Here is a 26,996-nt window from a genome sequence, read left to right on the forward strand (position 1 = left end):
CATGGACCCGGCAGACACGGGCAGGACCGCGGCGCGGAGCGAGCTGCGGCTCGTGCTGACGCCTGGGGAACGCCTGCCGGGCTGGCTGGACCGCTCGATGGCGGAGTACGTCGCGTCGCGCATGCGGTCGGGCGAGAGCCGCGAGCAGGCAGAGGCGAACATGCGGCAGTCCCTCGAGAAGTGGTTCCCGGGCGGTTCGCCGGCGACGGGCCACCACGTGTGGGAACTGACGCTCGGTGCGGACACCGTGGTGGGGCACCTCTGGATCGGCCCGTTCACTCCGGGCAGCGCCGACTGGTGGGTCTTCGAGGTCGAGGTCGACCCGGCCCACCGCCGGCAGGGTCACGCCCGACGAGCGCTCGAGCTCGCGCACGAGGTCGCGAGGGCGGAGGGCGCGACCAGCATCGGCCTCAACGTCTTCGGGTACAACACCGGCGCGCGCCACCTGTACGAGGAGCTCGGGTACGAGGTCGCCTCGGTGCAGATGCGGCTGCCGCTGGACTGACGACAGCCGTCCCGGCGGTGGGCGCCGGTCGTCAGTCGGGCCAGACGCCGGACGAAGCCCGCCGGTGGCTGCCGAGCAGGTGCGTGTCGACGATCCCCAGCGCCTCCATGAGCGCGTGCATGGTGGTCGGTCCGACGAACGCGAACCCGCGCTTCCGCAGCGCTTTCGACAGCGCGGTCGACTCCGGGCTGGTCGTCGGGACCTCGGCGGCGGTGCGCGGTCTCGGCGTGTCGGTGGGCCGGAAGGACCACACGAAGTCGGCGAGTCCCCCGTCCGCCCGCAGCGCGACGGTGGCGTTCGCGTTGGTGATCGTCGCGGCGATCTTCGCGCGGTTCCGGACGATGCCCGCGTCGCCGAGCAGCCGGGCGACGTCGTCGTCCCCGAAGTGGGCGACCACGTCCGGGTCGAAGTCGGCGAACGCGGCCCGGAACGCGGGGCGCTTCGCGAGGATCGTGCGCCACGACAGCCCGGACTGGAACGCTTCGAGCGAGAGCCGCTCGAACACGCCCCGCTCGTCGCGGACCGGCATCCCCCACTCGGTGTCGTAGTAGGCGCGGAGCATCGGGTCCGTCGACGCCCAGAGCGGCCGGGCGAGGCCGTCCGCGCCGGTCACGAGGTCGTCGGTCATCCCCTCATCCTGCCGTGGCCACCGTCGCAGGACGCAACCCCGGCGTTTCCTCGCAGCGGTACTCCGTTGCGCGGTGCCGCCGGGGTTGCGTGTTGCGAGGGGTCAGTCGGCTTGCGGGCCGTCCTCGGCGGCGGCGGGGTCCATCCAGACGTACTCCCAGCGGTGGCCGTCGGGGTCGGTGAAGCTCCGCTGGAACATGAAGCCCAGGTCCATCTCCGGCCGGTCCTCGGCCCCACCGGCCTCGACGGCCGCGTCGACGATCCGGTGCACCTCCTCCTTCGTCTCGGCGGTGAGGGAGTTGATCACCTCGATCGTGTCGGGCGCGGCGATCGTCTTGTCGGTGAACTCGGTGAACTTCGCGTGCGTCAGGAGCATCACGTACACGGTGTCGCTGATGACGATGCTCGAGGCGGTGTCGTCGCTGAACACCGGGTTGAGGGGGTACCCGAGCGCCTGGTAGAACGCGGTCGCCCGCGCCAGGTCGGACACCGGCAGGTTGATGAACACCATGGTCGACATGTGGGGTCCCTTCCGTCGTGACCAACCTGGCCTCCTCCGGCAGCGCGCGCAACCGTTCCGTGGCGGAACCAGGCTCCGGAGGACGCGGCCGCACCGCACGACGGACGGGAGGCCCGGTACCAGCTGGTACCGGGCCTCCCGTCCGATCGTGGTCGCGTGGGCGACCGGCCGTCGGCTACGCGAGCTCGCGGCCCTCGCCGGCGGCGCGCTGGTGCGCCTCCGCCTCGGCCTGGCCGACGATGTCCTCTGCCGGGACCGGCGCGAGGCGGTCCCAGAGGAAGAAGAGCAGGCCGGCGGCGAGCATCGCGAGCCCGACCCACAGGTTGATGTGGATGCCGCCGGTCATCTTCGGGTCGCTGTCCCAGTGCACGATGCCGACGATCGTCGTGATGACGCCGTAGAGCAGGAACAGACCGCCGAGGATGCGACGCAGGTCCAGGCGGCGGGTCGAACGGACGAGTGCCGCCTTCTCGTCCTCGGTCATCGAGCCCGAGGTGTTCGTGGTGTCAGCCATGGGGTGTCTCCTTCGGGGTCGGGATCAGAGGAACGGCAGATAGAGGACGACGCAGAGCACGAGGGCGACCGTGCCGAGCAGCGCCGGCGAGCGGTACCAGGCGGTGTCGGTGGCGACGGCGCCCGCGCTCATGTCGATCTTGCCGATGCCGTAGACCAGGCCGCCGAGTTCCGAGACGGGCTTCGGCTTCGTGAACATCGAGACCGCGACGGCGACGACGATCACCGTGACGAACGAGATGATCGCGCCGTACATGGTCTCGGCCGTGGCGGTCGAGAACAGGTCGGGGTCCACCAGGTACGCGATCCAGGTGATGGTCGGCGTGATGATCCCGAGGACGTACCCCCAGAGCGCGCCCTGCGTGGTCATCCGCTTCCAGAGCAGACCGAGGATGAAGACGGCGAACAGCGGCGCGTTGAAGAACGAGAACAGCGTCTGCATGTAGGTCATGATGTTGCCGGCCTGCGCGGCGAGGAACGCCGTGCCGACGCCGACGACGACACCCACGACGGTGACCCAGCGACCGGTCTTCAGGTAGTGCAGGTCGGGCATGTTCGGCTTGATGTAGCGCTGCCAGATGTCGTAGGTGAAGACGGTGTTGAAGCTCGACACGTTGGCCGCCATCCCGGCCATGAAGGACGCCAGGAGGCCCGTGACGGCGACACCGAGGACACCCGTCGGCAGGTACATCTGGATGAGCTTCGGGATCGCGTCGTTGTAGGTCAGCGTGCCGTCGGCGAACTGGTTGCCGACGACGGCCGCGGCGATGAGGCCGGGCACGACGACGATGAACGGGATGAAGAGCTTCGGGATCGCGGCGATCAGCGGGGTGCGGCGGGCGGCCGACATGTTCTTCGCCGAGAACGCGCGCTGTACCTCGGTGAAGTTCGTCGTCCAGTACCCGAACGACAGCACGAAGCCCAGGCCGAGCACGATCGCGAGCCAGTTCGCCCCGATCGGGTTCGTGACGTTCCCGATGCCGGTGCCGGCCCAGGTCTGCAGGTGCTGCACACCCTGGGTCTGCTTGATGGCCTCGGTCAGGCCGCTCCAGCCGCCGACGCGGTGGAGGCCCACGATCGTCAGCGGGATGAGGCCGGCGAGGATCACGAAGAACTGCATGACCTCGTTGTAGATCGCGCTGGAGAGTCCACCGAGGGTGATGTAGGCGAGGACGAAGCCGGCGGACACGATGATCGCGAGCCACTCCGGCCAGCCGAGCATCGCCTCGATGACGATCGCCATCGCGTAGAGGTTGATGCCCGCGATGAGGACGTTCGACACCGCGAAGGCGATGGCGTTCACCAGGTGCGGCGCCTTGCCGAACCGGCGGAGCATGAACTCCGGCACGCTCCGGACCTTCGAGCCGTAGTAGAAGGGCATCATCACGAGGCCGAGGAAGACCATCGCGGGCACCGCACCGATGAGGTAGTAGTGCAGCGTCGCCATGCCGATCTGGGCACCGTTCGCGGCCATGCCGAGGATCTCGGTGGCGCCGAGGTTCGCGGACACGAACGCCAGGCCCGTGATCCACGCGGGCATGGACCTGCCCGAGAGGAAGAAGTCCATGCTCGTGCGGACCTGCCGCCGAGCCGTGAACCCGATCCAGATGACCACCCCGAAGTACACGAGGATCATCAAGTAGTCGACCCAGCCCAAGTCGAGCCGGATCCCGCTGTTCGCTGCTGCGAGGACCATTCACACTCTCCGTCGATGTGTTGCAGTCGACAACCGCGCCGACCCGGACGAAGACGTTACACGCCGTGTGACCGTTCACATAGCCGAGGCATGCATTCCGCGCGATCGCGTGCTCGGTCGCTCGCTAGGCTCGGCGCATGCGCATCCTCGTCCTCAACGGCCCGAACCTGGACATCCTCGGCCGTCGCGACCCGGAGCAGTACGGCACGGTGACGCTCGCCGAGATCGAGGCGATCGTCCACACCGAGGCCGCGGTGCACGAGCTCGAGGCCGACTTCCGACAGAGCAACCGCGAGGGCGAGCTCGTCGAGTGGCTGCACGAGGCGCTCGACGACCACGACGCCGTCGTCATCAACCCCGCCGCGTACGCGCACACGTCGGTGGCACTGCACGACGCGGTCGAGGCGCTGAGCGTCCCCGTGGTCGAGGTGCACCTGTCCAACACGTGGAAGCGCGAGCCGTTCCGGCACGTCGACCACGTCGCCACGGCCGCGACGGCGGTCATCGCCGGTGCGGGCGCGGACGGGTACCGCCTGGCCGTCGCCCACGTCGCGGCGCTCCTGCGCGGCTGACCCCGCGGCGAGACGCCGGCGTCGACCCGAGACGCCGCGATGCCGTCGAGACGCCGCCGAGTACCGCGGCGTCTCGCGCACACGGGGGCGTCTCGCGCCACGCGCGCGGCCCACGCCGGCGTCCGGCCGGGAGGCCCGTCAGAACTCCGCGGGCCGCCGCACCTCGTCGACGCCCGCCGCCACGAACCCGCCGCGGATGATCGGCAGCGCCCGACGGACGGCCTGGTCGATCCGCAGCTCCAGGTCGATGCTCGCGATGTCGTAGCCCCCGACGCGCTTGTCGAAGTCCCGTTCGTTGCCGAACACCGCCAGTGGCAGCGTCGTCGACTGGAAGAAGCCGAACAGCGGGCGCATCTGGTGCTCGACGAGGAGCGCGTGCCGGTCGCTGCCCCCGGTCGCGGTGAGCAGCACCGGGGTGTCGACCAGGTCGTACTGCCCGATCCAGTCGAAGAAGAGCTTGAACGCGCCGGAGTACGCGGCGCGGAAGGCCGGACTCCCGACGACCAGGACGTCCGCCGCCTCGACCGCCTCGAGCGCGGCGCGGGTGGCGTCGGACATGTGCTCCCGGTCGACGGCGGCGCCGAGGTCCGCCAGGAGCGGACCGATCTCGACGAGGACGGTCTCGGCGTCCGGCAGTTCGGCGGCGAGCCGGTCGACGGTCGCGGCGACGAGGGTCGAGGTGCGGGACGGGTCGGACGGGCTGCCGCTGACCCCGACGACGAGGGAACTGCTCATGCCGTCGATGCTCACACGCCCCGTCGGGCCCGGTGACGATGTGACGACATGTGTCGCCGCGACGACCCGGGCGCTCCCGGGCACTCCGGCGTACCGTCCGGCAGATGCAGACCTTCCTGCCGTTCGCCGACTTCCGCGCCTCCGCCGAGGTCCTCGACGACAAGCGCCTCGGCAAGCAGCGGGTCGAGACCCTGCAGGTGATGCGGGCCCTGACGCTGCCGGACTACGGCTGGCAACACCACCCGGTCACCGCGATGTGGCGGGGCTTCCGGCCGGCGCTGATGGCGTACCAGGACGCCACGTGCCGGGTGTGGCTCGAGCGCGGGCACGCGGACACCTGCCTCGAGAAGACCCTGGCGGACCTGGCACTCGTCCCCGAGGACCTGGAGGCGTACGAGCGTGGCGACTTCGAGGTGCCCTCGTGGAACACCGACGAGCGCGTGCACCTGTCACACCGGTCGAAGCTCGTGCAGAAGGCACCGGAGCACTACCGCCCGCTCTTCCCCGACGTGCCGGACGACCTGGACTACCTCTGGCCGGGCACCGTGGAGCACCGCACGACCGCCTGAGCGGGACCGGGCCCGCCGCGCCTCAGGGGGAACGGGACACATCGTTCAGGGGTCGATGGTCCCGAAGGCCACGGCGGACCCGGTCGTTCCGGGACGGCCCGGCAGGGGCCGGCGTCCCGGCCGGACGCGTATCAGGGGTCGCGTCCGGTCCAGTGCACCGCCGGGAGGGGCGGTGCAGGTCTCGAGGTCAGTTCCGGTCCCGGTCCCCCCGGTACCGGTCGGATTCCGCCGGCACCGGCATCGGGCGCCCGGCACGCGCGAGCTGCGCGGGCAGGAGCGCGCTGGCGAGCGTCGCGAGGACACCGACTGCGGCGACGACCGCGAGCGGGCCGGCGTCGAGGCCGTGCCCGGAACCGACGGCGAGCGCCAGGACCGTCGCCGGTGCGGGCAGGAGCTGGACCGCTCGGAAGCGGTCGCCCTGCGTCACCGATGAGGTCGTCGCGTTCGCCATGCCTCCACTCTGGACGACCGCGCGTGTCCGCAATAGGGGGGACACGGCCCCAGACATGGAGTAGAACGTCTAGTACACCCGATCAGGCGAGGGACCGGACAGCCGTGACGGCGGCGACCACGGCCTCCACGACGGCCGTCGCGTCGTCCGTCGTGAGGGACGCGTCGAACGTCAACCGGACGGCGGAGCGGGCCAGGTCCTCCGGGAGGCCCAGTGCCAGCAGCACGTGCGAGGCCTCGGTGCTGCCGGCGGCACAGGCGCTGCCGGAGGAGGACACCACGTCCCGTCGTTCCAGCTCGAGCAGCACCGTCTCGCCGTGCACGCCCGGGAAGCAGAAGGAGGCGTGTCCCGGCAGGCGGTGGTCGGCCGATCCGGTGAGGAGCGCGCCCGGCACCCGGTCGAGCACCCCGGCGACGACGACGTCGCGGACGGCCGTCGCGTGCGCTGCGGCGTTGTCCCGCTCGGCGAGCACGGCCCTCCAGGCCGCGGCGAGGCCGACCGCACCCGCGACGTCCTCGGTGCCCGAACGTCGTCCGCGCTCCTGTCCCCCGCCGTGGACGAGCGGTTCGAGCTGGACGCCCGAACGGACGGCGAGGGCACCGGTCCCCTTCGTCGCGCCGAGCTTGTGCCCCGACACCGAGACCGCGTCGACACCCAGGACGTCGAGCCCGACGGGCAGCCACGGGGCGGACTGCACGGCGTCGGTGTGGAAGCGGGCGCCGACCTCGTGCGCGATCGCGGCGAGCCGGGGGACGTCCTGCACCGTGCCGATCTCGTTGTCGGCGTGCGCGATCGAGACCAGCGTGGTGTCCGGTCGGAGGGCGGCACGCAGGGTCTCCGGCGCCACCGTGCCGTCCGGCTCCACGGGCAGCACCGTCACGTCGAAGCCGTGGAACCGTTCCAGGTAGCGGCAGCTCTCGAGCACGGCCTCGTGCTCGACGACGCTCGTGACGACGTGGCGGCCGCGCGGTGCGGCGAGCGCGATGCCCTTGACCGCGGTGTTCGCGCCCTCGGTGCCGCCGCTGGTGAAGACGACCTCGCCCGGACGACAGCCGAGCGCGCCGGCGATGACCGCCCGTGCGTCGGCCAGGCCCCGGGCAGCCGCGTCCCCGATGCCGTGGGTCGACGACGGGTTGCCGAAGGTCCCGGTCAGGTAGGGCCACATCGCCTCGAGGACCTCGCGGCGGACCGGCGTGGTCGCGGCACGGTCCAGGTAGAACACCGCCGTCCTCAGACGTCGACGTCGACGTCGACGTCGAGCCCCAGGTCGAGCGCGCGTGCCGAGTGGGTCAGTGCACCGACCGAGACGATGTCGACCCCGGTGGCGGCGATCGCGGCGACCGTGTCGAGCGACACGCCACCCGAGGCCTCGACGAGCGCCCGGCCGGCCACGAGTGCGACGCCTTCCTGCAGCATCGGCACGGAGAAGTTGTCGAGCATGATCGTGTCGACGCCTGCACTGACGACGGGCTCGATCTGGTCGATGCGGTCGACCTCCACCTCGAGGTGCACGGTGTGTCCGAGCCGGGCGCGGGCGGCGCGGATCGCGTCCCCGATGCCGACGCCCTCGGCGAGCAGCACCGCCAGGTGGTTGTCCTTGGCGAGCACTGCGTCGGACAGCGACGTGCGGTGGTTGTGACCGCCGCCGCAGCGGACCGCGTGCCGTTCGAGGGCGCGGAGCCCGGGCGTCGTCTTCCGGGTGTCGACGATCCGCGCCCCGGTGCCGACGGTCGCGTCGACGTAGCGGGCCGTCAGCGTGGCGATGCCGGACATCCGCTGCACCAGGTTGAGCGCCACCCGCTCGGCCCGGAGCACCGAACGCGCCGAGCCGGTGACGCTCGCGATGACGTCCCCGGCGACGAAGGCCGCACCGTCGCGGAGCGCGAGCGCGACGACGAGGCCCGGGTCGACGGCGTGCATCACCGCGACGAAGACGTCCCCGCCCGCCAGCACGCCGGGTTCGCGGGCGGCCAGGGTCGCGGTCGCGGTGGCCGAGGCGGGGATGAGGGTCTCGCTCGTGACGTCACCCCAGGGGGCGTCCTCCTCCAGGGCGGTGTCGATGACCCGGCGGAGTGCGTGCGGCGGGATCGTGCCGGGGTCGAAGGCCACCGCAGTCGGTGACGCGGTGGTGGTGGTGGGCGTCGTGCTGGCTGGTGTCGTGCCGGTCATGCGAGTGCTCCCTGTCGGGCGGACGGTCGGAGGGGCTTCAGCCCGGGGACGCCGGTGGGCGCGGCGGTGCCGGTGGGCGCGGGCGCCGCAGTGACCCAGGCGATCGTCACGGGTGCGGTCGGGTCGGTCTCCGGGTGGTCGGTGCGCGCGTGGGCACCGCGCGACTCCGTGCGAGCCTCGGCCGCGAGGACGGTGAGCCGGGCGAGGTCGAGCAGTGCGCGGTCCTCGGCGTCCCGGACGGTGGTCGGGGCGGGTGCGGACAGTGCGGCCAGGGCAGCTCGGGCCCCGGCGAGCCCGGTCGCGTCGCGGAGCAGGCCGACGTGGTCGGTCATGACGGACTGCAGCGACTGCCGGACGGAGGTGCCGGGATCGAGCCGGGCCGGGCCTCCCGTCCGGTCGCTGCCCGAGCGGACGACGGTCGGGACGAGCGTCGCGTCGCCGCGCAGCCGCAGCCGACCGGGCCGGGGTGCCCCGAGCGCGTCGGCCGCGCGGACCGCGAAGACGAGCCCTTCGAGCAGCGAGTTCGAGGCCAGCCGGTTCGCGCCGTGGACCCCGGTGCAGGCGGCCTCGCCGACCGCGAGGAGACCCGGGAGGCTCGTGCGGCCCTCCGTGTCCGTCGCGATCCCGCCCATCGCGTAGTGCGCGGCCGGGGCGACGGGGACGCCCTCACGGGTCCAGTCGAAGCCGGCCGCCCGGGTGTCGCGGCTGAGCCCCGGGAAGCGGCGGACCAGGAAGTCGGCGTCGAGGCCGGTCGCGTCGAGGAGGACGGGTCGACCTCCTTGCGAACGCATGGCAGCCGCGATGCCGCGCGCGACGACGTCCCGCGGGGCGAGCTCGGCGTCGGGGTGGACGTCGGTCATGAACCGGTGACCGGTCGCGTCGCGGAGGACGGCCCCCTCGCCGCGGACGGCCTCGGAGACCAGGCCGCCCTCCGGGACCGCGAGCCGGGTCGGGTGGAACTGGACGAACTCCAGGTCGGCGAGCACGGCTCCCGCGCGCCAGGCCGCGGCCGTGCCGTCGCCGGTCGCGACCAGGGGGTTCGTGGTCTCGCGGTACAGGTGCCCGGCGCCCCCGGAGGCGATCAGCACGGAATCGGCGTCGAGCCGTCGGGGTTCGCCGAGCAGGTCCAGGACCTCGACGCCGACGACCTGGCCGTCCCGGACGACGAGGTCGGTGAGGCAGGTGCGCTCGAGGATCGTGACGTGTCGGCGGTGCAGGGCGGCGACGAGCGTCCGCTCCACCGCGGCCCCGGTCGCGTCGCCGTCCGCGTGCAGCACCCGCCAGCGGGCGTGCGCGGCCTCCCGCCCGCGGGCCAGGTCGTCCCCGTACCGGTCGAGGGTCGCCGGGTCGGTACTGCGGTCGAAGGGCACGCCCAGCGCGAGCAGGTCCCGGACGCGGGCGGGGCCGTCGGTGCAGAGGACGTCCACGGCACGGGCGTCGGCGCTGCCCGCCGCGGCGACGTGGGTGTCGTGCTCGTGCAGGGCGGCGGAGTCGTCCGCCCCGAGCGCCACCGCGATGCCACCCTGGGCGCGCGCAGTGGCGCCGTCGGCGAGGGCGCCCTTCGTGACGAGGGTGACGTCGTGCCGGGCGCTGGCCCGGATGGCGGCGGTCAGGCCGGCGATACCCGACCCGACGACGACGACGTGCATCCTCAGGCCCGCGCGTCCGTGGTCGTGGCCGGGCCGGTGGCGGTCGGGCCGGTGGCAGTCGGGCCGGTGGCGGCCGGACCCGGGTCCCGCTGGCCGGCGAGCGGGCGGGGCTTGGCCGCGAGCATGCGCTCGAGGGCGACCTTCGCGTCGGCCTGCACGGCGGCGGGCACCACGATCTCGTTGAGGACCTCACCGCGGACGAGCGCCTCGAGCACCCACGCCAGGTACCCCGGGTGGATCCGGTACATGGTCGAGCAGGGGCAGACGACCGGGTCCAGGCAGAAGATCGTGTGCTGCGGGTACTCGGCTGCCAGGCGGTTCACCATGTTGATCTCGGTGCCGATCGCGAACGTCGTCGGCTCGGTCGCCGCGGCGACGGTCTTCCGGATCAGGTCCGTGCTGCCCGCGACGTCGGCGGCGTCGACGACGGCCATCGGGCACTCCGGGTGCACGATGACCTGGACGCCCGGGTGATCCCGGCGGGCCTGCTCGATCTGGTCCACGGTGAAGCGCCGGTGCACCGAGCAGAAGCCGTGCCACAGGACGACCTCCGCGGCGAGCAGGTCCGCCGCGGTGTTGCCGCCGCCGGGCAGCCGCGGGTTCCACATCGGCATCCGGTCGGTGCTGATGCCCATCGCCTTCGCGGTGTTCCGGCCCAGGTGCTGGTCGGGGAAGAACAGCACGCGCTGCCCCCGCTCGAACGCCCACTCGAGCACGGTGGCGGCGTTCGAGGACGTGCAGACGATGCCGCCGTTCCGCCCGCAGAACGCCTTGAGGTCCGCAGCGGAGTTCATGTACGTGACCGGGATGACCGGCACTCGCCCGTCGGCGTCAGGCTCCGTGCCGTAGAGCGCTTCGAGCTCGGCCCAGGCGGCCTCGACGCTGTCGATGTCGGCCATGTCCGCCATCGAGCAGCCGGCGGCCAGGTTCGGCAGGATCACCCGCTGGTCGTCCCGCGCCAGGATGTCGGCCGTCTCCGCCATGAAGTGCACGCCGCAGAACACGATCGCCTCGGCATCGGGCTTCGTCAGTGCCGCGTTCGCCAGCTGGAACGAGTCGCCGAGGAAGTCCGCGTGCCGGACGACCTCGTCCCGCTGGTAGAAGTGCCCGAGGACGACCACCCGGTCCCCCAGCGTCGCCTTCGCCCGTTCGATGCGCTCGTGCAGTTCGTCGTCCGGGGCGTTCCGGTACTCGTCCGGGATCACGCCCTGCCGTGGGGCCGAGGTCGGGATGACATCGGACATCGACGAACCGGGGCCGTAGCCGGGGACGGTGTCGAAGTCCCAGGTCGGCGCCGCGAGGTCTGGCGTGCAGGTGGCACCGGCAGCCCGGCCGTTGGAGATCAGTTCGATGGTGGTCGCGATGGACACGGCGGTTCCCGTCTCAGGTGGGGGTCGGATGTCAGCGGGTCGTCAGCGGGCCGTTGTCCGCGTACGACAGGTCGGGGTTCGAGCGGTACAGCCGGGCCGGTCGGTGCCGCCCGCCGCTCGTGGTCTCGTCGGTCGGCAGGACCGCGTCGCCCTGGGCGACCTGCCGCCGGAAGTTCGCCGGGTCGAGCGTCTGCCCGAGCACCGCCTCGTACACGCCGCGGAGTTCGGCGAGCGTGAACCGGTCGCCGAGGAACGCCTGTGCGATCCGGGAGTACGACATCTTGTTGCGCAGTCGCCAGAGCGCGTACTCGACGATGCGGTCGTGGTCGAACGCCAGCGGCGGGTGCTCGTCGGCGAGGAACCACCGCACGTTCCAGTCGTCCGGGACGACGTTCGCCTCGTCCGGGTGCACGAGTGCCCAGTAGACGACCGAGACGACCCGGGTCGGCGAGCGGTCGACGGCCCCGAACGCGTAGAGCTGCTCGAGGTACCGTGGCTGCACCTTCGTCGTCTCGCGGAGGCGCGCGGCGGCCGAGTCGTCGAGTCCCTCGTCCACCCCGACCCAGCCACCGGGCAACGCCCAGGAGCCCTCGAACGGCTCGGTGACGCGACGGACCAGCGGCATCCAGAGCGCGGGGACGCCGGTGTCGGGGTGCGGGCGGAGCGCGACGATGACGGTCGAGACCGCGAGCCGGATCCCGGTGTCGCCCATCGCTGCTCCTGGTTGTTATGGTCATTCTGACCCGAACTGTTCGGGTACTGATGACCGTATCACGATGGTCACCGGACCGGAACGCAGCCGTGACGCCCGGGTAACACGTCGCTCGTAGCATCGGGCCATGGGCAGCACCACGAGGAAGCACGCCGTCGTGACCGGGACCGTGCAGGGCGTCGGGTTCCGGTACTGGACGGCACGGAAGGCCGACGGACTCGAACTCGTCGGGTACGCACGGAACCTGTTCGACGGCACCGTCGAGGTCGAGGCGGAGGGCCCCGGCCCCGCGGTCGACGCCCTCGTCGTGATGCTCCGCTCCGGTCCGCCCTCGGCGACCGTCACCGACGTGGCCGTCCGCGAGGTCGCCCCGCTCGGCGAGGACGACGGCTTCCGCATCCTGCACTGACGCGAGCAACACGCGGAGTTCACCCCGCGTTCGGCAGCAGTCGGGAATGCTGTGGTGCTGTCAGGTCTTGCAGCCTCGGTACCCACCCGTCGTGCCCACTCGTCGTGGGTCCACCCGTCACACCACGAAGACACCAGGAGCCCCCTTGACCCAGGCCGTCGACTCCGCACCCCGCACCGGGTCCGTCGAAGAGTCCTCCCCCGCGGGCAACCGCCTCGTGATCGGGCTGCTGCTCGTCTCGGCGTTCGTCGTCATCCTCAACGAGACGATCATGGGCGTGGCGCTGCCGCGACTCATGGACGACCTCGGCATCAGCGCCGCCACCGGTCAGTGGCTGACCACCGGCTTCCTGCTCACCATGGCCGTCGTGATCCCGATCACCGGTTACCTGCTGCAGCGCTTCAACACCCGTCCGGTGTTCGTCTGGGCGATGAGCCTGTTCTCCGCCGGGACGCTGATCGCACTGCTGGCCCCCGGCTTCACGATGCTGCTCATCGGGCGCATCGTGCAGGCGAGCGGCACCGCGATCATGATGCCGCTGCTCATGACCACCGTCCTGACCCTCATCGAGCCGGCCCACCGCGGCCGCGTGATGGGCAACATCTCGATCGTCATCTCGGTCGCCCCCGCGATCGGCCCGACGATCTCCGGCCTCATCCTCAACGCGTTCTCGTGGCGCTGGCTGTTCGGGTTCGTCCTGCCGATCGCCCTCGCCGCCCTGGTGCTCGGCATGCTGAAGGTCCGGAACGTCTCGACCCCGCGCAAGTCCGCGATCGACGTGTTCTCGGTGATCCTCTCCGCCTTCGCGTTCGGTGGGATCGTCTACGGCCTGTCGAGCATCGGCGAGGCCCGCGACACCGGGTACGGGCTACCGATCGGTTCGCTCGTCGTCGGGTTCGTCGCCCTGGCGGTGTTCATCCTCCGCCAGACCCGTCTGCAGCGCCGCGACGCCGCGCTCCTCGACCTGCGCACCTTCAGCACGAAGGGCTTCACGATCCCGATCGTCGCGATGGCGATCAGCTTCATGGCGATGTTCGGCACGCTGATCCTGCTGCCGATCTACCTGGAGCGCGTGCTCGGCCTCGAGGTCCTGCAGGTCGGACTCCTGCTGCTCCCCGGTGGTCTGCTGATGGGGCTCCTGTCCCCGATCGTCGGTCGCATCTACGACCGGCACGGGCCGCGCATGCTGCTCATCCCCGGGTCGGTCATCATCAGCGCCGTGCTCTGGGCGCTCTCGACGGTCACCGCGGACACCAGCGTCTGGTTCGTCCTCGTCGCACACATCGTGCTGAGCCTGGGCCTGGCGCTGACCTTCACGCCGCTGTTCACCGCCGCGCTCGGCGGGCTCCCGCCGCGCCTGTACTCGCACGGCAGCGCGGTCCTCGGCACCGCCCAGCAGCTCGCCGGCGCGGCCGGCACAGCACTGTTCGTCACGCTGCTGACCCTCGGCGCCACCGCCGCGGCGACGAACGGCGACGTCTCGGGTGCCGCGACGGCCGCCGAGGCCACGGCCCGGGCGACCGCGTCCGGCGTGCACTCGGCGTTCCTCGTCGGCGCGGTGATCTCGATGCTCGGCATCGTCGCCTCGGCGATGGTCCGGAAGCCGGCCACCCCGGAGGGCGCGCCCGCGCCCGCCATGCACTGACGGCGGCCGGACACACAGCGCACCGACCACCCAGCGTGCACGACGCGCCCCCTCTTCCCGAGGGGGCGCGTCGTCCGTTGCGCAGCCGTGACATCGTGGGCACATGCGGTCGACGACGAGCGAGCTGAACTGGTCCGGCACGGTCACCTACACGGCCGAGCGGGTGGTGCGGCCGACCTCGCTCGACGACGTCGCCGAACTCGTCGCCCGCAGTCCGCGGATCCACGGCCTCGGCACCCGGCACTCCTTCAACGACGTCGCCGACACCGCGGGTGTGCTGCTCGACCTCACCGCGGTGCCCACCGACCTGGTCGTCGCCGAGGACCGCCGCACCGCCACGATGGGTGCCGGCACCCGGTACGGACTGGTCGCGCCCGCTCTCGACGCCGCCGGGGTCGCCCTGCACAACGAGGGGTCCCTCCCCCACATCTCCCTCGGCGGTGCGATCGCCACCGGCACGCACGGCTCCGGCACCACCCTCGGCTCGCTGAGCACCGCGGTGGCCGCGCTCGAGCTGATCGGCCCGGACGGCACCACGACGACGATCCGGCGCGGTGACGCGGACCTGCCCGGTGCCGCGATCCACCTCGGGTTGCTCGGCATCGTCACCCGCGTCACCGTCGACGTGCAACCCGCCTACCGGATGCGACAGGACCTCTACGGGCCGATCCCGTGGGACACCTTCACCGCTTCCGCCGCCCAGGTCTTCGCCGCCGGCTACTCGGTCTGCGCCTACACGCTCTTCGGCGACACCGTGTCGGAGGTGCTCGTGAAGTCCCGGGTTCCGGACGGCGCCGACGACGTCCAGGTCCCCGCGAGCCTCCTGGGCGCACCCCGTCTGCCCGGCTCACCCGGTGACGGCCACCACACCGCGCGCGACGGCTCGGTCGGGCCGTGGTGGGACCGCCTGCCGCACTTCCCGATCGAGTCGGTGCCCTCGGTCGGGTCCGAGGTGCAGAGCGAGCACTTCGTGCCGCTCCGGCACGCGGCCGCCGCGCTCGACGCGTTGCGCGGCCTGGCCGACCGGATCCAGCCGCACCTGCACGTCTGCGAGCTGCGGACCATGGCGGCCGACGACCTCTGGCTCAGTCCGACGCAGGGCGAGGACGTGCTCTGCATCGCCTTCACCTGGCAGAAGCACCCGGACGAGGTCGCGGCCCTCCTGCCCGACCTGGAGGCACGGCTCGCCCCGTTCGGCGGGCGGCCGCACTGGGGGAAGATGAGTTCCCTCGACGGGGCGACGATCGCCGCGCTCCACCCACACCTCCCGGCGTTCCGCGACCTGGTCGCGCGACGCGACCCGGACGGCAAGTTCTCGTCCGCGTTCGGCGAGCGGGTCCTGGGGACCTGAGCAGGGCCTCCCGGGAGGCATGTGATCCGCCCGTCAGACGAGCCGCGTGACCGTCTTCGTCCCGCCGTCCCAGTGCCGGACGCCGGCGACGTCCAGCGTCTCCGGCAGCGGCACCGACGCGAGCACCTCGAGCATCCGCGGCAGGTCCACGTCCCGCGGGCGGCGCGCCAGCGTCAGGTGCGGCGCCCACCGACCCGGCAGGGAGGTGTCGACGCCGCCGGGGGCTGCGCGGTGCACCGCCTCGTGGAACACGGCGAGCGAGCGGTCGACCACGACGGACACTCCCAGGACGTGACGCCCGGGGCCGGCCGGGAACAGCAGGAGACCGGCGGGGCGGATGCTCGTCGGCAGCGGCGCGTCGAAGTGGGACGGCACGGGCAGGGTCTCCCCAGCCGTCAGGGTGACGTGAGGGACGTTCGTGTCGGACGTGTGCCGGCCCATGCTCGGCAGGTCGGCGACGACCAGGGCCTCCCAGGCGGCCCGGACGGCCCGTTCGGCGTCCGGAGCGAGGACGAGTTCGATGCTGCGCACGCGTCCGAGCCTGCCCGTCGTCGAACGCCGACGTCTCAGGACGACGCCGTGCCGTCACGCAGCGACCTCCGCCGTAACACGACGGAACGCGAATCGACCCGGTCGCGCCCCGCCCGGCACACTCGTGGCTGTCCCGCGGCCCGACACCCGGCGTCGGGACCCCCACAGCACCGTCCCTGCCACCAGGGCGACCCCTTCACGAGGAGCACCCATGTCCGCCGCACCCGTCCTGCCCGACCGTCCGCAGCGCAAGCGCCCGATCGGGTGGATCATCGCCGCAGCCGTCGTCGTCGTCGCGATCGTCATCGCCGTCGTGGTCGTCGCCGTCCGCGGTGGCGGCTCCGACCAGGCCGGTGCCGCCGGGACGTCCGGCTCGGACCCGAAGGCCCAGACCGTCACGATCGGCGTCGCGGACAAGGCGCTGCCGTACTGGAAGACCTACACGGCGCTCGCGAAGGAACGACTCGACGTCACGGTGAAGCTGACCAACTTCGCCGACTACTCGTTGCCGAACCCCGCGCTGAAGGACGGGCAGGTCGACATCAACCAGTTCCAGCACATCCAGTACCTGGCGAACTACAACGTCACCGCGAAGGACGACCTGCAGCCGATCGGGTCGACCGCGGTCTACCCGCTGCCCCTCTACGCCACGAAGTACGACGAGCCGTCCGCGATCCCCGAGGGCGCGAAGGTCGCGATCCCGAACGACGCCATCAACGAGGCCCGCGCCCTGCTCGTCCTGCAGTCCGCGAAGCTCGTCGAGCTGAAGGACGGCGGCAGCGCGTTCTCGACCACCGACGACATCGAGTCGCACAAGGTGGACGTGCAGCCGCTCGACGCCTCGCAGACCGCGAACGCGCTGCAGCAGGGCTCCGTCGCCGCCGCCGTCGTGAACAACAACTTCGCCACCGCCGCCGGGCTGCCCGCCTCCGACAAGGTCTTCACCGACGACCCGTCCAGCTCCTCCGCGGCTCCGTACGTGAACGTCTTCGCCGTCCGGAGCGAGGACAAGACGAACAAGACCTACCTGGACCTCGCGGACCTGTTCCAGGACAGTGCCGTGCAGAAGGTGTTCAAGAAGGACTACCCGGACGCGGTCGCCCGGAACGAGAAGGCCTCGACCCTGCAGGACGAGCTCGCCGCCGTCGAGCAGGACGCGAAGGCAGCAGCGAAGTAGTGGCCGCCCTCGTCGAACTCCGCGGTGTCACCAAGAGCTACCGCCGCGCCGACACCGGAGAGACCGTCACCGCGGTCGAGGGTGTCGACCTCGACGTCCACCAGGGCGAGGTCCTCGGGGTGATCGGGTACTCCGGCGCCGGCAAGTCGACCCTCGTCCGACTCGTCAACGCGCTGGAGCTCCCGACCTCCGGCACCGTCACCGTCGCCGGGCAGGAACTGACGGCGATCCCCGAGCGGGACCGCCGTCAGGCCCGTCGGCGCATCGGGATGGTCTTCCAGCAGTTCAACCTGTTCCGCTCCCGCACCGTCGCCGGCAACGTGGCGTACCCGCTGAAGGTCGCCGGTGTCGCGAAGGCCGAACGGGACCGTCGCGTCGCGGAACTGCTCGACTTCGTCGGGCTGCTCGACCGCGCGTACGCCTACCCGGAGCAGCTGTCCGGCGGCCAGAAGCAGCGCGTCGGCATCGCCCGAGCGCTCGCGTCGAGCCCCGAGCTGCTCCTCGCCGACGAGGCCACCAGCGCCCTCGACCCGGAGACCACGTCCGAGGTCCTCGCGCTGCTGCGCCGTGTGAACCGCGAGCTCGGCGTCACGATCATCGTCATCACCCACGAGATGGACGCCGTCCGGCGGATCGCCGACCGGGTCGCCGTGATGGAGCAGGGCCGCGTGGTGGAGGTCGGGGACGTCTACGACGTGTTCTCCGCCCCCACGACCGAGGCTGCGCAGCGCTTCGTCCGTACCGCCCTGCACGACCGCCCCTCGGCCGAGACCGTCGCACGGCTGCACGAACGCCACCCCGGACGCCTCGTGTCCGTCCGGATCACCGACGAGGCCGGACTGCAGGGCCGCATCGACCAGGCGTTCCGCGACACCACCGTCACTGCCGAACTCGTCTTCGGCGGTGTCAGCGAGATCCGCGAGCGCCGCATCGGGTCGCTCACCTACGAACTCGGTGGGACCGACGCCGACGTCGACCGGGCGGTCGGTGCCCTGCGGTCCGTCGGCATCACCGTCGTCGAGGAGGCACGCGCATGAACAACTCGTTCCAGAGCGTCATCGACACGTTCGACGTGTTCCTCGCCGCCACCCGGGACACGATCGTCATGTCCCTGGTGTCGCTCGTCATCGCGGGCGTCATCGGCTTGGCCCTCGGGCTGCTGCTCTACGCCACCAGGCCGGGCAACCTGCTGTCGAACCGCACCGCGTACACGGTCATCAACCTGGTCGTGAACCTGGTGCGTCCGATCCCGTTCGTGATCTTCCTCGCCGCGATCGCACCGCTCTCCCGCGTCGCTGTGCAGACCACGATCGGCGTCCCCGCCGTGACGTTCGCGATCTCCCTCGCGGCCGCGTTCGCGGTGTCGCGGATCGTGGAGCAGAACCTGCTGGCGGTCGATCCGGGCGTCGTCGAGGCGGCACGGGCCTCCGGTGCGCACCCGGTGTCGATCCTGCTCACCGTGCTCATCCCCGAGGGGCTCGGACCACTGATCCTCGGCTACACGTTCATCTACATCGGCATCGTCGACATGACCGCACAGGGCGCGCTGGTCGGTGGCGGCGGCCTCGGTGAGTACGCCATCACGTACGGGTCGCAGCGCTACGACTGGTGGGTCGTCTACGTGTCCGTCGCGGCGATCGTCGTGATCGTGCAGCTCGGCCAGTTCGTCGGCAACCGCCTGGCGCGCGCGACGCTCCGTCGCTGACGCCCGGCCCGGGCGTGGTGCGTCCGCCCGCGTCGGCCGCCGGGGTCGCACGATCTGCCGCCGGATCGCTCCCCGGGCGGCAGATCGTGCGACCCCGGCGGAACGCCGACGGCACGTCGTGCGACCTCGCCGAACCGACGCCGGCCGGGAGGCACGCGACCAGGCCGCCACGCGCCTCCCGTCCGCCACCCCGTCCGCCACCCGTCCGGCGCCGCGAGGTCGCACGATCTGCCGCCGGACCGCTCCCCGGGCGGCAGGTCGTGCGACCCCGGCGGAACGCCGACGGCACGTCGTGCGACCCCGCCGAACCGACGCCGGCCGGGAGGCACGCGGCCAGCCCCCCACGCGCCTCCCGTCGGCCACCCCGTCCGTCACCCGTCCGGCGCCGCGAGGTCGCACGATCTGCCGCCGGACCGCTCCCCGGGCGGCAGGTCGTGCGACCCGGCGGAACGTCGACGGCACGTCGTGCGACCTCGCCGAACCGACGCCGGCCGGGAGGCACGCGACCAGGCCGCCACGCGACTGCCCGCAGACGCCGAGCGGTCAGGCGACGGCGGACGCCGTCCCGGCAGCAGAGGCGGGCACGTCGTAGTCGGCGCGCACGAGGATCGGGCGGTGGTCGGAGATGCCCGCGGGCAGGGTCTCGACGCCGGCGATGTGCAGCCCGACGCTCGTGGCGAAGTCGAAGTGCCCGGTGAACTTGCGGTAGCGCAGGTACGTCGGCTGGTCCGAGAGCGACAGCGCGAAGCCCGACTCCTCGATCTTCCGGCGCAGGTTCGTCTGGAACCACGGGTAGTTGAAGTCGCCGACCATGATCGCCGGGGCCTCGCTCGACAGGTCGCGGACGAAGTCGTGCGCGGCCTCGATCTGCTTGCGGCGCAGCGAGTTCGTCGCCGTCAGGGGCGAGGCGTGGAACGACGCGACGATGACCTCGGCCTCGGCCTCCTTGTCGTACAGGTGCATGGCGATCAGTCGCTCGTGCGCGGGCGAGAGGACCCGGTCGTGCAGGGACTTCTGCAGCGAGTGGATGCCGAGGTCCTGCACGTCGAAGCGGTCGTCGCGCTTGTAGATGGCGAGACCGAGACGGTTCGCCTGGGTCGACGCGGCGAGGGTCAGCCCGCCGACCGAGGTGGCGAGGTCGGTGCTGTCGCACTCCTGGACGCAGAGCACATCGGCCCGCGAGGCCTCGGCCAGGGCGGCGAGCTCGCTGTTCGCGGTGTGCTCACGGAGGTTGTAGCTCACGACACGCAAGGACCTCTGCCCGACTGCGGTGGTCGGTTCGGTCGATCCCTGCTCGTGTGGCGCCGCCATGCTGCCTTCCGTCCTGGGCCCTGAACGGCCCGCTCTCCTGCCGCGGTCACGGTACTCGGGCATCGCAGCAGGTTGCTGAGACTGTAGCGCGCTGCGCGTCCCGGACACGTGACCTGCGGGTGCACGCCGGGTGACGAGTCGTGACACCCGGTCAGCCCCGCGGAACGCCCGACGACCCCGTTCGCAGACGCCGCGACGGCCGCACCGTCTCCCCCGCGGTCCCGCTCATCAGGAGCCCCTCGACGCAGGCGACGACCAGCAGCACCGCGATCACGACGAACGCGACCGCGTAGGGCCCGGAGCCGGCGAGCCCCTCCCCGCCGACCCCGGCCGCGGCCCGGAGCACGACGGCGACGACGGCGACGCCGAACCCGGCCGCGGTCTGCTGCAGCGTCGAGGACAGCGTGTTCGCCGCGGTCATGTCGGGCTGCTCGACGTCGGCGAACGCGATGGTGTTGTACGCGGTGAACCCGACCGAGCGTGCGGCTCCGCTGACGACGAGGAGCACGACGAGCAGCCAGAACGGGGTCGTCGGCGTGAGGAACACCATCGCCACGACGGACAGCGCGGCGACGGCCGAGGACACCACGATCACCGGCCGGTACCCCCACCAGCGGAGGAACGGCGTGGTCGCGGGCTTGATGCCGAGGTTCCCGACGAAGACCCAGAGCACGGCGGACCCGGCCTCGAGCGCGGTCCACCCCCAGGCGTCCTGGAACAGCAGCGGCAGCACGAACGGCACGGCGGACACGGCCAGGCGGAACAGGCTGCCGCCGGCGTGGGACACCCGGAAGGTCTCGAGCCGGAACGCGCCGAGCCCCATGATCGGGTGTGCGGCTCGGAGGAAGTGCCGGATCGCGAGCCAGGTGCAGAGCGCCCCGACGACGCCCGCGAGCACGGTCGGCACGACGGGCACGGTCTCGAGCGCGAGCAGCGACGCCATGACGACGAGCGTCCCCAGCCCCAGGCACGCCAGCAGCGACCCGAGCCAGTCGAACGGCACCCGCTCCGGCGCCCGCTCCTGCGGCACGATCAGGAGCGCCGCGACGACGGCGACCACCCCGAGCGGGATGTTGACGAGGAAGATCCAGTGCCAGGACAACGTGTCGACGAGCACCCCGCCGAGGAAGGGCGCGATGATCGGCGCCGCGAGCGCGGGCCAGGTCAGGATCGCGATCGCCGTGACGAGCTGGTCCCGACCGGCGCTCCTGAGCACCACGAGCCTCCCGACCGGCACCATGAGCGCGCCGCCGAGCCCCTGCAGGATCCGCCAGAGCGTGAGCTCGACGAGTCCGGTGGCGGCGGCGCAGAGCGCGGACGCGACCGTGAAGAGCGCGATGGCGCCGACGAAGACGGTCCGTGAGCCGACGCGGTCGGTGATCCATCCGCTGACCGGGATGAACACCGCGAGGGTGACCAGGTACGCGGTGATCGCGACGCCGACCGCTGCGGAGTCGACCCCCAGGTCGCGCCCCATGGCCGGGGCCGCGGTGGCCAGGATCGTCCCGTCCAGGAGCTCCATGAAGAAGGTGCCGGCCACGAGCACGGCGACCGCCGTGCTGCTCGTCCGTCGTGCTGTCGTCGTCGTCATCGCCTGGCATGCTAGTCCGGCTCGCGTCCCGGCTCGCGTTCCGGCCGACGCCGTCGGGAGGCCCGGATCACGCGCTCTGGACACCCGCACCGTCGCGCGTCCCTCCTCTCCAGGGATCGCCGACTACCGTGGCCTCGTGCAGTCTGCCGTACCCGACCTCCGCGGACCGCGCGCGTGAGCCGCCCGGACGGTGTCCTGACGGGCTCGGTCGCCGCGGGCCGCCGCCGCGTGGTCGACACGGTCGTCAGCATGCCGGCGTGGGCGGCCGTCCTGCTCCTCTGGGCCGTGGGACGTCTGCTGTCGACGATGTGGCTGATGGTCGCCTACCCCCTGATGGGCCGGGTCCAGCCCGACAACGCGCTCTGGGGCAACGACCACGGGTTCACGGCGTTCCTGACCTCATGGGACGGCCAGTACTACGAGGCGATCTCACTGCACGGGTACCCATCGGTGCTGCCGCTCGACGCCACCGGTCACGTCGCCCAGAACGCGTGGGCGTTCCTGCCGGCGTTCCCCTTCACGATCCGCCTGCTGACGGTCTCCACAGGTCTGCCGTTCACGATCGGCGGCCCGGCGGTCGCGATCATCGCCGGACTCATCGCGGCGTTCCTGCTCCACCGACTCGTCCAGGACCACGCGGGCGACACGGCGGCGCTGTGGGCGGTCTTCTTCTTCACCTGCGGTCCGCTGTCGTTCCTGCTGCAGGTCGGGTACGCCGAGACCGCGTTCCTCGCGCTGACCTTCGGGGCGCTGCTGGCGATGGAACGACGACGGTACGGCTTGCTCACGGTGCTCGGGATCGTCGCCTCGTTCACACGTCCGGGTGCGCTCGCCATCCCCCTGACCCTCGGCGTCATCGCGCTCGTCCGGTACGTCGGGGCCCGTCGCTCCGGCGCCCGCAGCCTCGACGAGTTCCCCGTCCGCGAGCGGGTCCAGGTCGTGGTCGCCGGACTCGTGATGGCCGCCGCCGGAGCCGCGTGGCCGGTCATCGCAGGCTGGGCCACCGGTCGCCCCGACGCCTACCTGGCGACCGAGATGTCCTGGTGGGTGAACTTCATCGGCCGGGTGCACTTCGTCCCGCTGTCGCCGTGGTTCCTGACCACCGCGAAGTGGCTCGGTGTGGGCGGTGTGCTCATGGTCGTCGTGCTGCTCGTGCTCTACCCGATGTGGTTGGCGCGCCGGTCGACCCGGAAGCTCGGGACGACCACGCTCGTGTTCGCCGCCGGGTACGCGCTCTACGTGTTCGCCGTGTCGCTGCCGATGGCGTCGACCCCGCGGCTGCTCATGCCGCTCGCGCCGCTGATGGGCTCGCCGGAACTCGTCGCCAAGCCGGCGATGCGCTGGACCCTCGTCGCCGGGGCGCTGGTCCTGCAGCCGGTGTTCGTCGCGGTGCTCTGGCTGCTCGGGCCACCCTGACGGTACCCGGAGCGCTGGCACACGCACACGCACGCGCACCCGCCCGGGCCGGCGCGGCCCGGGCGGGTGCGCGCGTCTAGACCTCGAGCGTGCCGTGGCTGCCGACGTCCGGCTGGGACTGGTGCCCGAGCGCGGCCTTGAGGGTCTGCACGAGCGACCCGACCGGGCCGGTGTCCTGCGTCCAGTACTCGACCGAGACGCCCTCGACGGTGAGCAGCCGGATCGACGGGTCGTCGCGTCCCTCGGGGAACCACGCCTCGGCGAACGGCGACCACAGTTCGTCGACGACCGCCCGGTCCTCGGTGACGGTGGCCGTGCCGGCGATGGACAGGTAGCCGCCCTGGGACTCGATCGCGACGTTCACGTGCGGGTTCCGGGCGATGTCCTCGACCTTCTCGCTGCCGTCCTGCACCAGGAAGCGCAGGCTGCCGTGGAAGGACTTGTCCTGCACGGCGAGAGGCCTGGCGTGCAGCTGCCCGTCCTCGCTCACCGTCGTGAGGAGCGCCGTGCGGGCACCGTGGACGATGTCCGAGATGGCGGCACGGTGGTCGGTCTGGGTGTCGGTCATGATGCTCCTTTGCGTCGTGCGCCCCGTCCTCGCTGACACGTCAGCCGGGCGTCGGGCGCGAACCGTTCCGACCAGTGTGCCCCCGTTCACTGGACGCGCGCGAGGGGCCTGTCCGTGCCTCAGGCGCGCTCGCGGATCGTGGTCTCGACGTCGACGACCTGTGGGATCCGCGGCAATGAGGCGAACCCGAACCGCACGGGCGGGTCGAGCGGCGCGAGGTCGCCGAGCGCCTCCCCCGCCCAGGTGCCGCGGACGCCGACGACGTCGTGTGCCCCGGTGACCCCGTAGTACTCGCGTCGGCCGTTGCCGGCGGTGCCGGCGGTCCCGGCCCCCGGGGCGACGAGCTTCGCGACCGGGTCGATCACGGTCAGCCAGCGAGGGTCGCGGGCGATGCGCTTCGGGACGATCCGCAGGACCCTGCCGAGGGGGGAGATCGCGCCGACGTCGACCGAGGCGACGAGCGGGCCGGCGTCGAGCTCCAGGCCGCGGGCGGTGCGGCGGGCGTCGATGTCGACCACGGACACGGCGTCGAAGCGGTACGTGCCGGAGACGTAGGCGGCGACGATCTCGTCCGGGGCCAGCAGGACGCTCGAGCCGTCGGGCAGCTCCACGAAGACGTCGGTGAAGGCGCCGAACGGTGACGACTCCCACATGCCGACCACGAACCGGACGCCGGAGGTGCTCCCGGCGCCGAGGATCCGCCCGCGGAACCGTCGTTCGGTGGTCTCGTTGCTGCTCGGCGACATGCGCCCGACGCTACCCGCGTCGTCCCGGGAGCCGCCGGGCGGGCTTGCACCGGGCCTCCCGGCCGCCGGGACGCGGCCCGGCGACCGGATGCGGGACACCGGTGTTCGTCCGTCGCGCCGCGTGATGACGCGGCGTGATGGACGAACACCGGTGTGGCGCGAACCCGAACGGCGTCGGCAGGCCGGGCCGGACGGGAGGCGCGCTCAGGGCACCGGGACCGGCTCGGCCAGCAGCTCGCGGACCCGCGGCGCGACGCGCGTGCCGTAGAGCTCGATCGACCGCAACATGTCGGCGTGCGGGAGGCGTCCGGTGGCGTACCGCATGTCGAACCGCGAGACCCCGAGGATCCGCATGTTGCGCGCGATCTTCCGCGCGACGGTCTCCGGCGACCCGACGTACAGCGACCCGCCGGCGGACAGCCCGGCGCGGTAGCCGGCCTGGTCGAGCGGCGGCCAGCCACGCTCCCGGCCCAGCTGGTCGGTGACGGCCTTGTGGAAGGGCCAGTAGCGCTCGGCCGCTTCCTCGTCGGTCTCGGCGATGAAGCCCGGCGAGTGCATGGCGATCGGCTGCTGCGGGAGTTCGAGCTGGTCGAGCGCCTGGCGGTAGAGCCGCGCGAAGGGGGCGAACTGCGCGGGCTGCCCGCCGATGATCGCGAGGAACAGTGGCATGCCGTAGGACGCCGCCCGGATCACCGACTGCGGGGAGCCGCCGACGCCGATCCAGGTCGGGATCGGGCCGTGCTCGAGCTTCGGGAAGACGTCCTGCTCGACGAGCGAGGCACGCTTGGTGCCCTGCCAGGTGACGGTGTCGCCCCCGCGGAGGGCGCTCCAGAGTTGGAGCTTCTCCTCGAACAGGACCTCGTAGTCGTGCAGGTCGAAGCCGAACAGCGGGAAGGACTCGGTGAAGGACCCGCGGCCCAGGATGACCTCGGCGCGCCCGTCCGAGATCGCGTCGACGGTGGCGAAGCGCTCGTACACGCGGACGGGGTCGTCGGAGGAGAGCACCGTGACGGCGCTGCCGAGTCGGATGCGCTCGGTGCGGGCGGCGATCGCGGCGAGGACGACCTCGGGGGCGCTCACGGAGTAGTCGGCGCGGTGGTGCTCCCCGACGCCGATGAAGTCGATGCCGACCTGGTCGGCGAGGACGGCTTCGTCGAGCAGGTCGCGGAGGGTCTGGGCGTGGGTCTGCACGCCGCCGTCCGCGGACTGGGTGACATCGCCGAAGGTGTCGAGGCCGAGCTGCACGGGGCCGATGCGGTCCGGTGCCGGGGGCGGCACGTCCGAGGGTCGGTCGGTGCCGAAGGCGTTGCTCATGGGACCCTCCCGGATCTCGCAGTCGATCAATGCGAACGCATGAAAAATAGCACGATCCGCCCGCCCCCGCACCCCCAGCACGGCTGTGTACGGTCCGACGCATGGTGCAGCCCTCGGACCTCCCCGACCAGACCGGCCGACGCATCGTCGTCACCGGGTCGAACAGCGGCACCGGCAAGGAGACCGCCCGCAGGCTCGCAGGAGCCGGCGCGAGCGTCGTCATCGCCGTCCGCACGGCGTCCAAGGGCGAGGCCGCCGCCGCCGAGATCCGCCGCGAGCACCCCGACGCCGACCTCGAGGTCCGCGAACTCGACCTCGCCGACATGTCGAGCGTGCACCGCTTCGCCGACGGGATCATCGCCGACGACCGTCCGCTCGACGTGCTCGTCAACAACGCCGGCGTGATGGCGCCCCGGGAGCGCTTCGAGACCGCGGACGGCTTCGAGCTCCAGTTCGGGACGAACTACCTCGGCCCGTTCGCGCTGACGAACCTGCTGCTGCCCACCCTGCTGCGTGCCGAAGCCCCCCGGGTCGCGACGATGTCGAGCATCGCCGCGGTGCCGGGCAGGATCCACTTCGGCGACCTGCAGTGGCAGACCGGCTACCAGCCGTGGCTCGCCTACGCCCAGTCGAAGCTCGCCGACCTGCTCCTCGGACTGCACCTGCACCAGGCGGCGGTCACCCGCGACTGGCACCTGTCCTCGACCATCGCGCACCCCGGCTACACCCGGACGAACCTGCAGTCGGCGGGTCGGTCGCTCGGCCGCGACCGCCCCGTGCAGTCGAGCGATCGGGCGCTGCCGTTCACGCAGGACGTCGAGCAGGGCTCCGAGCCGCTGCTGTACGCGGCCGTCGGGCGGAACGCCGCCTCCGGGGCCTACTACGGGCCGGCCGGGGCGTTCGGCCTGACCGGGCCGACCACTCTCACCTCGGTGCCCCGCTCAGCCCGTGGCGTCGACCTCGCCAGGTCCCTGTGGGCCGTGGCCGAGGACCTCACCGGCACGCGCCTGCCGGACTGACACGAGCGGGCCTCCCGACCGGTCAGCACGCGCCGGCCCAGTCGGGAGGCGCACCCCGCCCCCGCCCCGCCACCCCCTGGTCAGGCGGTGCTGCCGAACCGCAGCTCCCCCCGCCCCGCGAGGCT

Annotated in this window: 28 protein-coding genes; 11 read left to right on the forward strand and 17 right to left on the reverse strand. The window is 72.1% G+C overall.

Going from position 1 to position 26,996, the window contains the following annotated elements; genetic code table 11:
• Position 1 precedes the first annotated feature (1 nt).
• Entirely contained in the window at positions 2-505 is a 504-nt protein-coding gene (locus DEJ25_RS08580; RefSeq protein WP_110902578.1) for an N-acetyltransferase, read from the forward strand.
• Positions 506-536: 31 nt separating this feature from the next.
• Here the strand turns inward: DEJ25_RS08580 and DEJ25_RS08585 are convergent, their stop codons facing one another.
• The 4 genes from DEJ25_RS08585 to DEJ25_RS08600 form a co-directional block, all read right to left on the reverse strand.
• The gene (locus DEJ25_RS08585) at positions 537-1,133 is read right to left on the reverse strand and encodes a DNA-3-methyladenine glycosylase I (RefSeq protein ID WP_111044413.1); all 597 of its coding nucleotides are present in this window, start codon (positions 1,131-1,133) and stop codon (positions 537-539) included.
• Positions 1,134-1,235: 102 nt separating this feature from the next.
• Positions 1,236-1,652, reverse strand: coding sequence for a VOC family protein (locus DEJ25_RS08590; protein WP_111044414.1), 417 nt, complete (start codon positions 1,650-1,652; stop codon positions 1,236-1,238).
• Positions 1,653-1,827: 175 nt separating this feature from the next.
• Positions 1,828-2,166: a hypothetical protein gene (locus tag DEJ25_RS08595; RefSeq protein ID WP_220033191.1), complete on the reverse strand. Its 339-nt coding sequence runs from the start codon at positions 2,164-2,166 to the stop codon at positions 1,828-1,830.
• A 24-nt stretch (positions 2,167-2,190) separates the two neighbouring features.
• Positions 2,191-3,861, reverse strand: coding sequence for a sodium:solute symporter family protein (locus DEJ25_RS08600; RefSeq protein WP_110902575.1), 1,671 nt, complete (start codon positions 3,859-3,861; stop codon positions 2,191-2,193).
• A 137-nt stretch (positions 3,862-3,998) separates the two neighbouring features.
• Between DEJ25_RS08600 and aroQ the strand changes: the two genes are divergently transcribed.
• Positions 3,999-4,433, forward strand: coding sequence for a type II 3-dehydroquinate dehydratase (gene aroQ, locus DEJ25_RS08605; protein WP_110902574.1), 435 nt, complete (start codon positions 3,999-4,001; stop codon positions 4,431-4,433).
• Positions 4,434-4,571: 138 nt separating this feature from the next.
• On the opposite strand, the gene DEJ25_RS08610 is transcribed toward aroQ, so the two are convergent.
• Positions 4,572-5,168, reverse strand: a complete 597-nt coding sequence (locus DEJ25_RS08610; protein WP_181421468.1) for an NAD(P)H-dependent oxidoreductase — start codon at positions 5,166-5,168, stop codon at positions 4,572-4,574.
• A 104-nt stretch (positions 5,169-5,272) separates the two neighbouring features.
• Between DEJ25_RS08610 and DEJ25_RS08615 the strand changes: the two genes are divergently transcribed.
• On the forward strand, positions 5,273-5,737 hold the full coding sequence (locus tag DEJ25_RS08615; RefSeq protein ID WP_110902572.1) for an MSMEG_6728 family protein: 465 nt from the start codon (positions 5,273-5,275) through the stop codon (positions 5,735-5,737).
• A gap of 187 nt (positions 5,738-5,924) precedes the next feature.
• Here DEJ25_RS08615 and DEJ25_RS08620 read toward each other — a convergent pair whose 3' ends face one another.
• The 6 genes from DEJ25_RS08620 to DEJ25_RS08645 form a co-directional block, all read right to left on the reverse strand.
• Positions 5,925-6,188: a hypothetical protein gene (locus tag DEJ25_RS08620; protein WP_110902571.1), complete on the reverse strand. Its 264-nt coding sequence runs from the start codon at positions 6,186-6,188 to the stop codon at positions 5,925-5,927.
• A gap of 82 nt (positions 6,189-6,270) precedes the next feature.
• Positions 6,271-7,410 (reverse strand): cysteine desulfurase family protein, encoded by a 1,140-nt coding sequence (locus tag DEJ25_RS08625; protein WP_111044415.1) that lies wholly within the window; start codon positions 7,408-7,410, stop codon positions 6,271-6,273.
• Positions 7,411-7,418: 8 nt separating this feature from the next.
• A complete protein-coding gene (gene nadC / locus DEJ25_RS08630) occupies positions 7,419-8,357 on the reverse strand; it encodes a carboxylating nicotinate-nucleotide diphosphorylase (RefSeq protein ID WP_111044416.1) in 939 nt (312 codons plus the stop codon).
• Positions 8,354-10,006 (reverse strand): L-aspartate oxidase, encoded by a 1,653-nt coding sequence (nadB, locus tag DEJ25_RS08635; RefSeq protein ID WP_111044417.1) that lies wholly within the window; start codon positions 10,004-10,006, stop codon positions 8,354-8,356. Before nadB ends, nadC begins: the two co-directional genes overlap by 4 nt.
• A gap of 2 nt (positions 10,007-10,008) precedes the next feature.
• Positions 10,009-11,376 carry a quinolinate synthase NadA gene (nadA, locus tag DEJ25_RS08640; protein WP_258366291.1) on the reverse strand — a complete coding sequence of 456 codons (1,368 nt, stop codon included), beginning with the start codon at positions 11,374-11,376 and terminating at the stop codon, positions 10,009-10,011.
• Between the two features lie 31 nt (positions 11,377-11,407).
• Complete coding sequence (locus DEJ25_RS08645) at positions 11,408-12,088, reverse strand: NUDIX domain-containing protein (protein WP_111044418.1); 681 nt, start codon at positions 12,086-12,088, stop codon at positions 11,408-11,410.
• Positions 12,089-12,215: 127 nt separating this feature from the next.
• Between DEJ25_RS08645 and DEJ25_RS08650 the strand changes: the two genes are divergently transcribed.
• The 3 genes from DEJ25_RS08650 to DEJ25_RS08660 all read left to right on the forward strand — a co-directional run bounded on the left by DEJ25_RS08650 (position 12,216) and on the right by DEJ25_RS08660 (position 15,493).
• The gene (locus DEJ25_RS08650) at positions 12,216-12,497 is read left to right on the forward strand and encodes an acylphosphatase (RefSeq protein WP_111044419.1); all 282 of its coding nucleotides are present in this window, start codon (positions 12,216-12,218) and stop codon (positions 12,495-12,497) included.
• Positions 12,498-12,642: 145 nt separating this feature from the next.
• Complete coding sequence (locus tag DEJ25_RS08655) at positions 12,643-14,142, forward strand: MDR family MFS transporter (protein WP_258366452.1); 1,500 nt, start codon at positions 12,643-12,645, stop codon at positions 14,140-14,142.
• A 103-nt stretch (positions 14,143-14,245) separates the two neighbouring features.
• Positions 14,246-15,493 (forward strand): D-arabinono-1,4-lactone oxidase, encoded by a 1,248-nt coding sequence (locus tag DEJ25_RS08660; RefSeq protein WP_111044421.1) that lies wholly within the window; start codon positions 14,246-14,248, stop codon positions 15,491-15,493.
• A 33-nt stretch (positions 15,494-15,526) separates the two neighbouring features.
• On the opposite strand, the gene DEJ25_RS08665 is transcribed toward DEJ25_RS08660, so the two are convergent.
• Entirely contained in the window at positions 15,527-16,024 is a 498-nt protein-coding gene (locus tag DEJ25_RS08665) for a 2'-5' RNA ligase family protein (protein WP_110902563.1), read from the reverse strand.
• A gap of 211 nt (positions 16,025-16,235) precedes the next feature.
• On the opposite strand from DEJ25_RS08665, the gene DEJ25_RS08670 reads away from it, so the two are divergent.
• The 3 genes from DEJ25_RS08670 to DEJ25_RS08680 are packed head-to-tail and all read left to right on the forward strand — an operon-like array spanning position 16,236 to position 18,906.
• On the forward strand, positions 16,236-17,201 hold the full coding sequence (locus DEJ25_RS08670) for a MetQ/NlpA family ABC transporter substrate-binding protein (RefSeq protein ID WP_111044422.1): 966 nt from the start codon (positions 16,236-16,238) through the stop codon (positions 17,199-17,201).
• Positions 17,201-18,238: a methionine ABC transporter ATP-binding protein gene (locus DEJ25_RS08675; protein WP_110902561.1), complete on the forward strand. Its 1,038-nt coding sequence runs from the start codon at positions 17,201-17,203 to the stop codon at positions 18,236-18,238. The genes DEJ25_RS08670 and DEJ25_RS08675 overlap by 1 nt, the downstream gene beginning before the upstream one ends.
• Positions 18,235-18,906: a methionine ABC transporter permease gene (locus DEJ25_RS08680; protein WP_110902560.1), complete on the forward strand. Its 672-nt coding sequence runs from the start codon at positions 18,235-18,237 to the stop codon at positions 18,904-18,906. The genes DEJ25_RS08675 and DEJ25_RS08680 overlap by 4 nt, the downstream gene beginning before the upstream one ends.
• A gap of 543 nt (positions 18,907-19,449) precedes the next feature.
• On the opposite strand, the gene DEJ25_RS08685 is transcribed toward DEJ25_RS08680, so the two are convergent.
• Both DEJ25_RS08685 and DEJ25_RS08690 read right to left on the reverse strand, forming a co-directional pair.
• Positions 19,450-20,157, reverse strand: coding sequence for an endonuclease/exonuclease/phosphatase family protein (locus tag DEJ25_RS08685; protein ID WP_258366456.1), 708 nt, complete (start codon positions 20,155-20,157; stop codon positions 19,450-19,452).
• 211 nt (positions 20,158-20,368) lie between these two features.
• Positions 20,369-21,808 carry an MFS transporter gene (locus tag DEJ25_RS08690; RefSeq protein WP_111044424.1) on the reverse strand — a complete coding sequence of 480 codons (1,440 nt, stop codon included), beginning with the start codon at positions 21,806-21,808 and terminating at the stop codon, positions 20,369-20,371.
• Positions 21,809-21,982: 174 nt separating this feature from the next.
• Between DEJ25_RS08690 and DEJ25_RS08695 the strand changes: the two genes are divergently transcribed.
• A complete protein-coding gene (locus DEJ25_RS08695) occupies positions 21,983-23,224 on the forward strand; it encodes a hypothetical protein (protein ID WP_111044425.1) in 1,242 nt (413 codons plus the stop codon).
• Positions 23,225-23,300: 76 nt separating this feature from the next.
• Here the strand turns inward: DEJ25_RS08695 and DEJ25_RS08700 are convergent, their stop codons facing one another.
• The 3 genes from DEJ25_RS08700 to DEJ25_RS08710 all read right to left on the reverse strand — a co-directional run bounded on the left by DEJ25_RS08700 (position 23,301) and on the right by DEJ25_RS08710 (position 25,852).
• Positions 23,301-23,792 carry a pyridoxamine 5'-phosphate oxidase family protein gene (locus DEJ25_RS08700; RefSeq protein ID WP_110902556.1) on the reverse strand — a complete coding sequence of 164 codons (492 nt, stop codon included), beginning with the start codon at positions 23,790-23,792 and terminating at the stop codon, positions 23,301-23,303.
• A gap of 119 nt (positions 23,793-23,911) precedes the next feature.
• The gene (locus DEJ25_RS08705; protein WP_111044426.1) at positions 23,912-24,538 is read right to left on the reverse strand and encodes a hypothetical protein; all 627 of its coding nucleotides are present in this window, start codon (positions 24,536-24,538) and stop codon (positions 23,912-23,914) included.
• 204 nt (positions 24,539-24,742) lie between these two features.
• On the reverse strand, positions 24,743-25,852 hold the full coding sequence (locus DEJ25_RS08710) for an LLM class flavin-dependent oxidoreductase (RefSeq protein WP_111044427.1): 1,110 nt from the start codon (positions 25,850-25,852) through the stop codon (positions 24,743-24,745).
• Positions 25,853-25,953: 101 nt separating this feature from the next.
• On the opposite strand from DEJ25_RS08710, the gene DEJ25_RS08715 reads away from it, so the two are divergent.
• Positions 25,954-26,871: an SDR family oxidoreductase gene (locus DEJ25_RS08715; protein ID WP_110902554.1), complete on the forward strand. Its 918-nt coding sequence runs from the start codon at positions 25,954-25,956 to the stop codon at positions 26,869-26,871.
• The last annotated feature ends 125 nt before the right edge of the window (positions 26,872-26,996 follow it).

Source organism: Curtobacterium sp. MCPF17_011 (assembly GCF_003234145.1).
Lineage (GTDB): Bacteria > Actinomycetota > Actinomycetes > Actinomycetales > Microbacteriaceae > Curtobacterium.

Bases quoted from the DNA above. Each gene is read 5' to 3' on its own strand.
- DEJ25_RS08580 (WP_110902578.1), top strand. From the start codon at position 2: ATGGACCCGGCAGACACGGGCAGGACCGCGGCGCGGAGCGAGCTGCGG.
- DEJ25_RS08585 (WP_111044413.1), bottom strand. From the start codon at position 1,133: ATGACCGACGACCTCGTGACCGGCGCGGACGGCCTCGCCCGGCCGCTC.
- DEJ25_RS08590 (WP_111044414.1), bottom strand. From the start codon at position 1,652: ATGTCGACCATGGTGTTCATCAACCTGCCGGTGTCCGACCTGGCGCGG.
- DEJ25_RS08595 (WP_220033191.1), bottom strand. From the start codon at position 2,166: ATGGCTGACACCACGAACACCTCGGGCTCGATGACCGAGGACGAGAAG.
- DEJ25_RS08600 (WP_110902575.1), bottom strand. From the start codon at position 3,861: ATGGTCCTCGCAGCAGCGAACAGCGGGATCCGGCTCGACTTGGGCTGG.
- aroQ (WP_110902574.1), top strand. From the start codon at position 3,999: ATGCGCATCCTCGTCCTCAACGGCCCGAACCTGGACATCCTCGGCCGT.
- DEJ25_RS08610 (WP_181421468.1), bottom strand. From the start codon at position 5,168: ATGAGCAGTTCCCTCGTCGTCGGGGTCAGCGGCAGCCCGTCCGACCCG.
- DEJ25_RS08615 (WP_110902572.1), top strand. From the start codon at position 5,273: ATGCAGACCTTCCTGCCGTTCGCCGACTTCCGCGCCTCCGCCGAGGTC.
- DEJ25_RS08620 (WP_110902571.1), bottom strand. From the start codon at position 6,188: ATGGCGAACGCGACGACCTCATCGGTGACGCAGGGCGACCGCTTCCGA.
- nadC (WP_111044416.1), bottom strand. From the start codon at position 8,357: ATGACCGGCACGACACCAGCCAGCACGACGCCCACCACCACCACCGCG.
- nadB (WP_111044417.1), bottom strand. From the start codon at position 10,006: ATGCACGTCGTCGTCGTCGGGTCGGGTATCGCCGGCCTGACCGCCGCC.
- DEJ25_RS08645 (WP_111044418.1), bottom strand. From the start codon at position 12,088: ATGGGCGACACCGGGATCCGGCTCGCGGTCTCGACCGTCATCGTCGCG.
- DEJ25_RS08650 (WP_111044419.1), top strand. From the start codon at position 12,216: ATGGGCAGCACCACGAGGAAGCACGCCGTCGTGACCGGGACCGTGCAG.
- DEJ25_RS08660 (WP_111044421.1), top strand. From the start codon at position 14,246: ATGCGGTCGACGACGAGCGAGCTGAACTGGTCCGGCACGGTCACCTAC.
- DEJ25_RS08670 (WP_111044422.1), top strand. From the start codon at position 16,236: ATGTCCGCCGCACCCGTCCTGCCCGACCGTCCGCAGCGCAAGCGCCCG.
- DEJ25_RS08680 (WP_110902560.1), top strand. From the start codon at position 18,235: ATGAACAACTCGTTCCAGAGCGTCATCGACACGTTCGACGTGTTCCTC.
- DEJ25_RS08690 (WP_111044424.1), bottom strand. From the start codon at position 21,808: ATGACGACGACGACAGCACGACGGACGAGCAGCACGGCGGTCGCCGTG.
- DEJ25_RS08700 (WP_110902556.1), bottom strand. From the start codon at position 23,792: ATGACCGACACCCAGACCGACCACCGTGCCGCCATCTCGGACATCGTC.
- DEJ25_RS08705 (WP_111044426.1), bottom strand. From the start codon at position 24,538: ATGTCGCCGAGCAGCAACGAGACCACCGAACGACGGTTCCGCGGGCGG.
- DEJ25_RS08710 (WP_111044427.1), bottom strand. From the start codon at position 25,852: ATGAGCAACGCCTTCGGCACCGACCGACCCTCGGACGTGCCGCCCCCG.
- DEJ25_RS08715 (WP_110902554.1), top strand. From the start codon at position 25,954: ATGGTGCAGCCCTCGGACCTCCCCGACCAGACCGGCCGACGCATCGTC.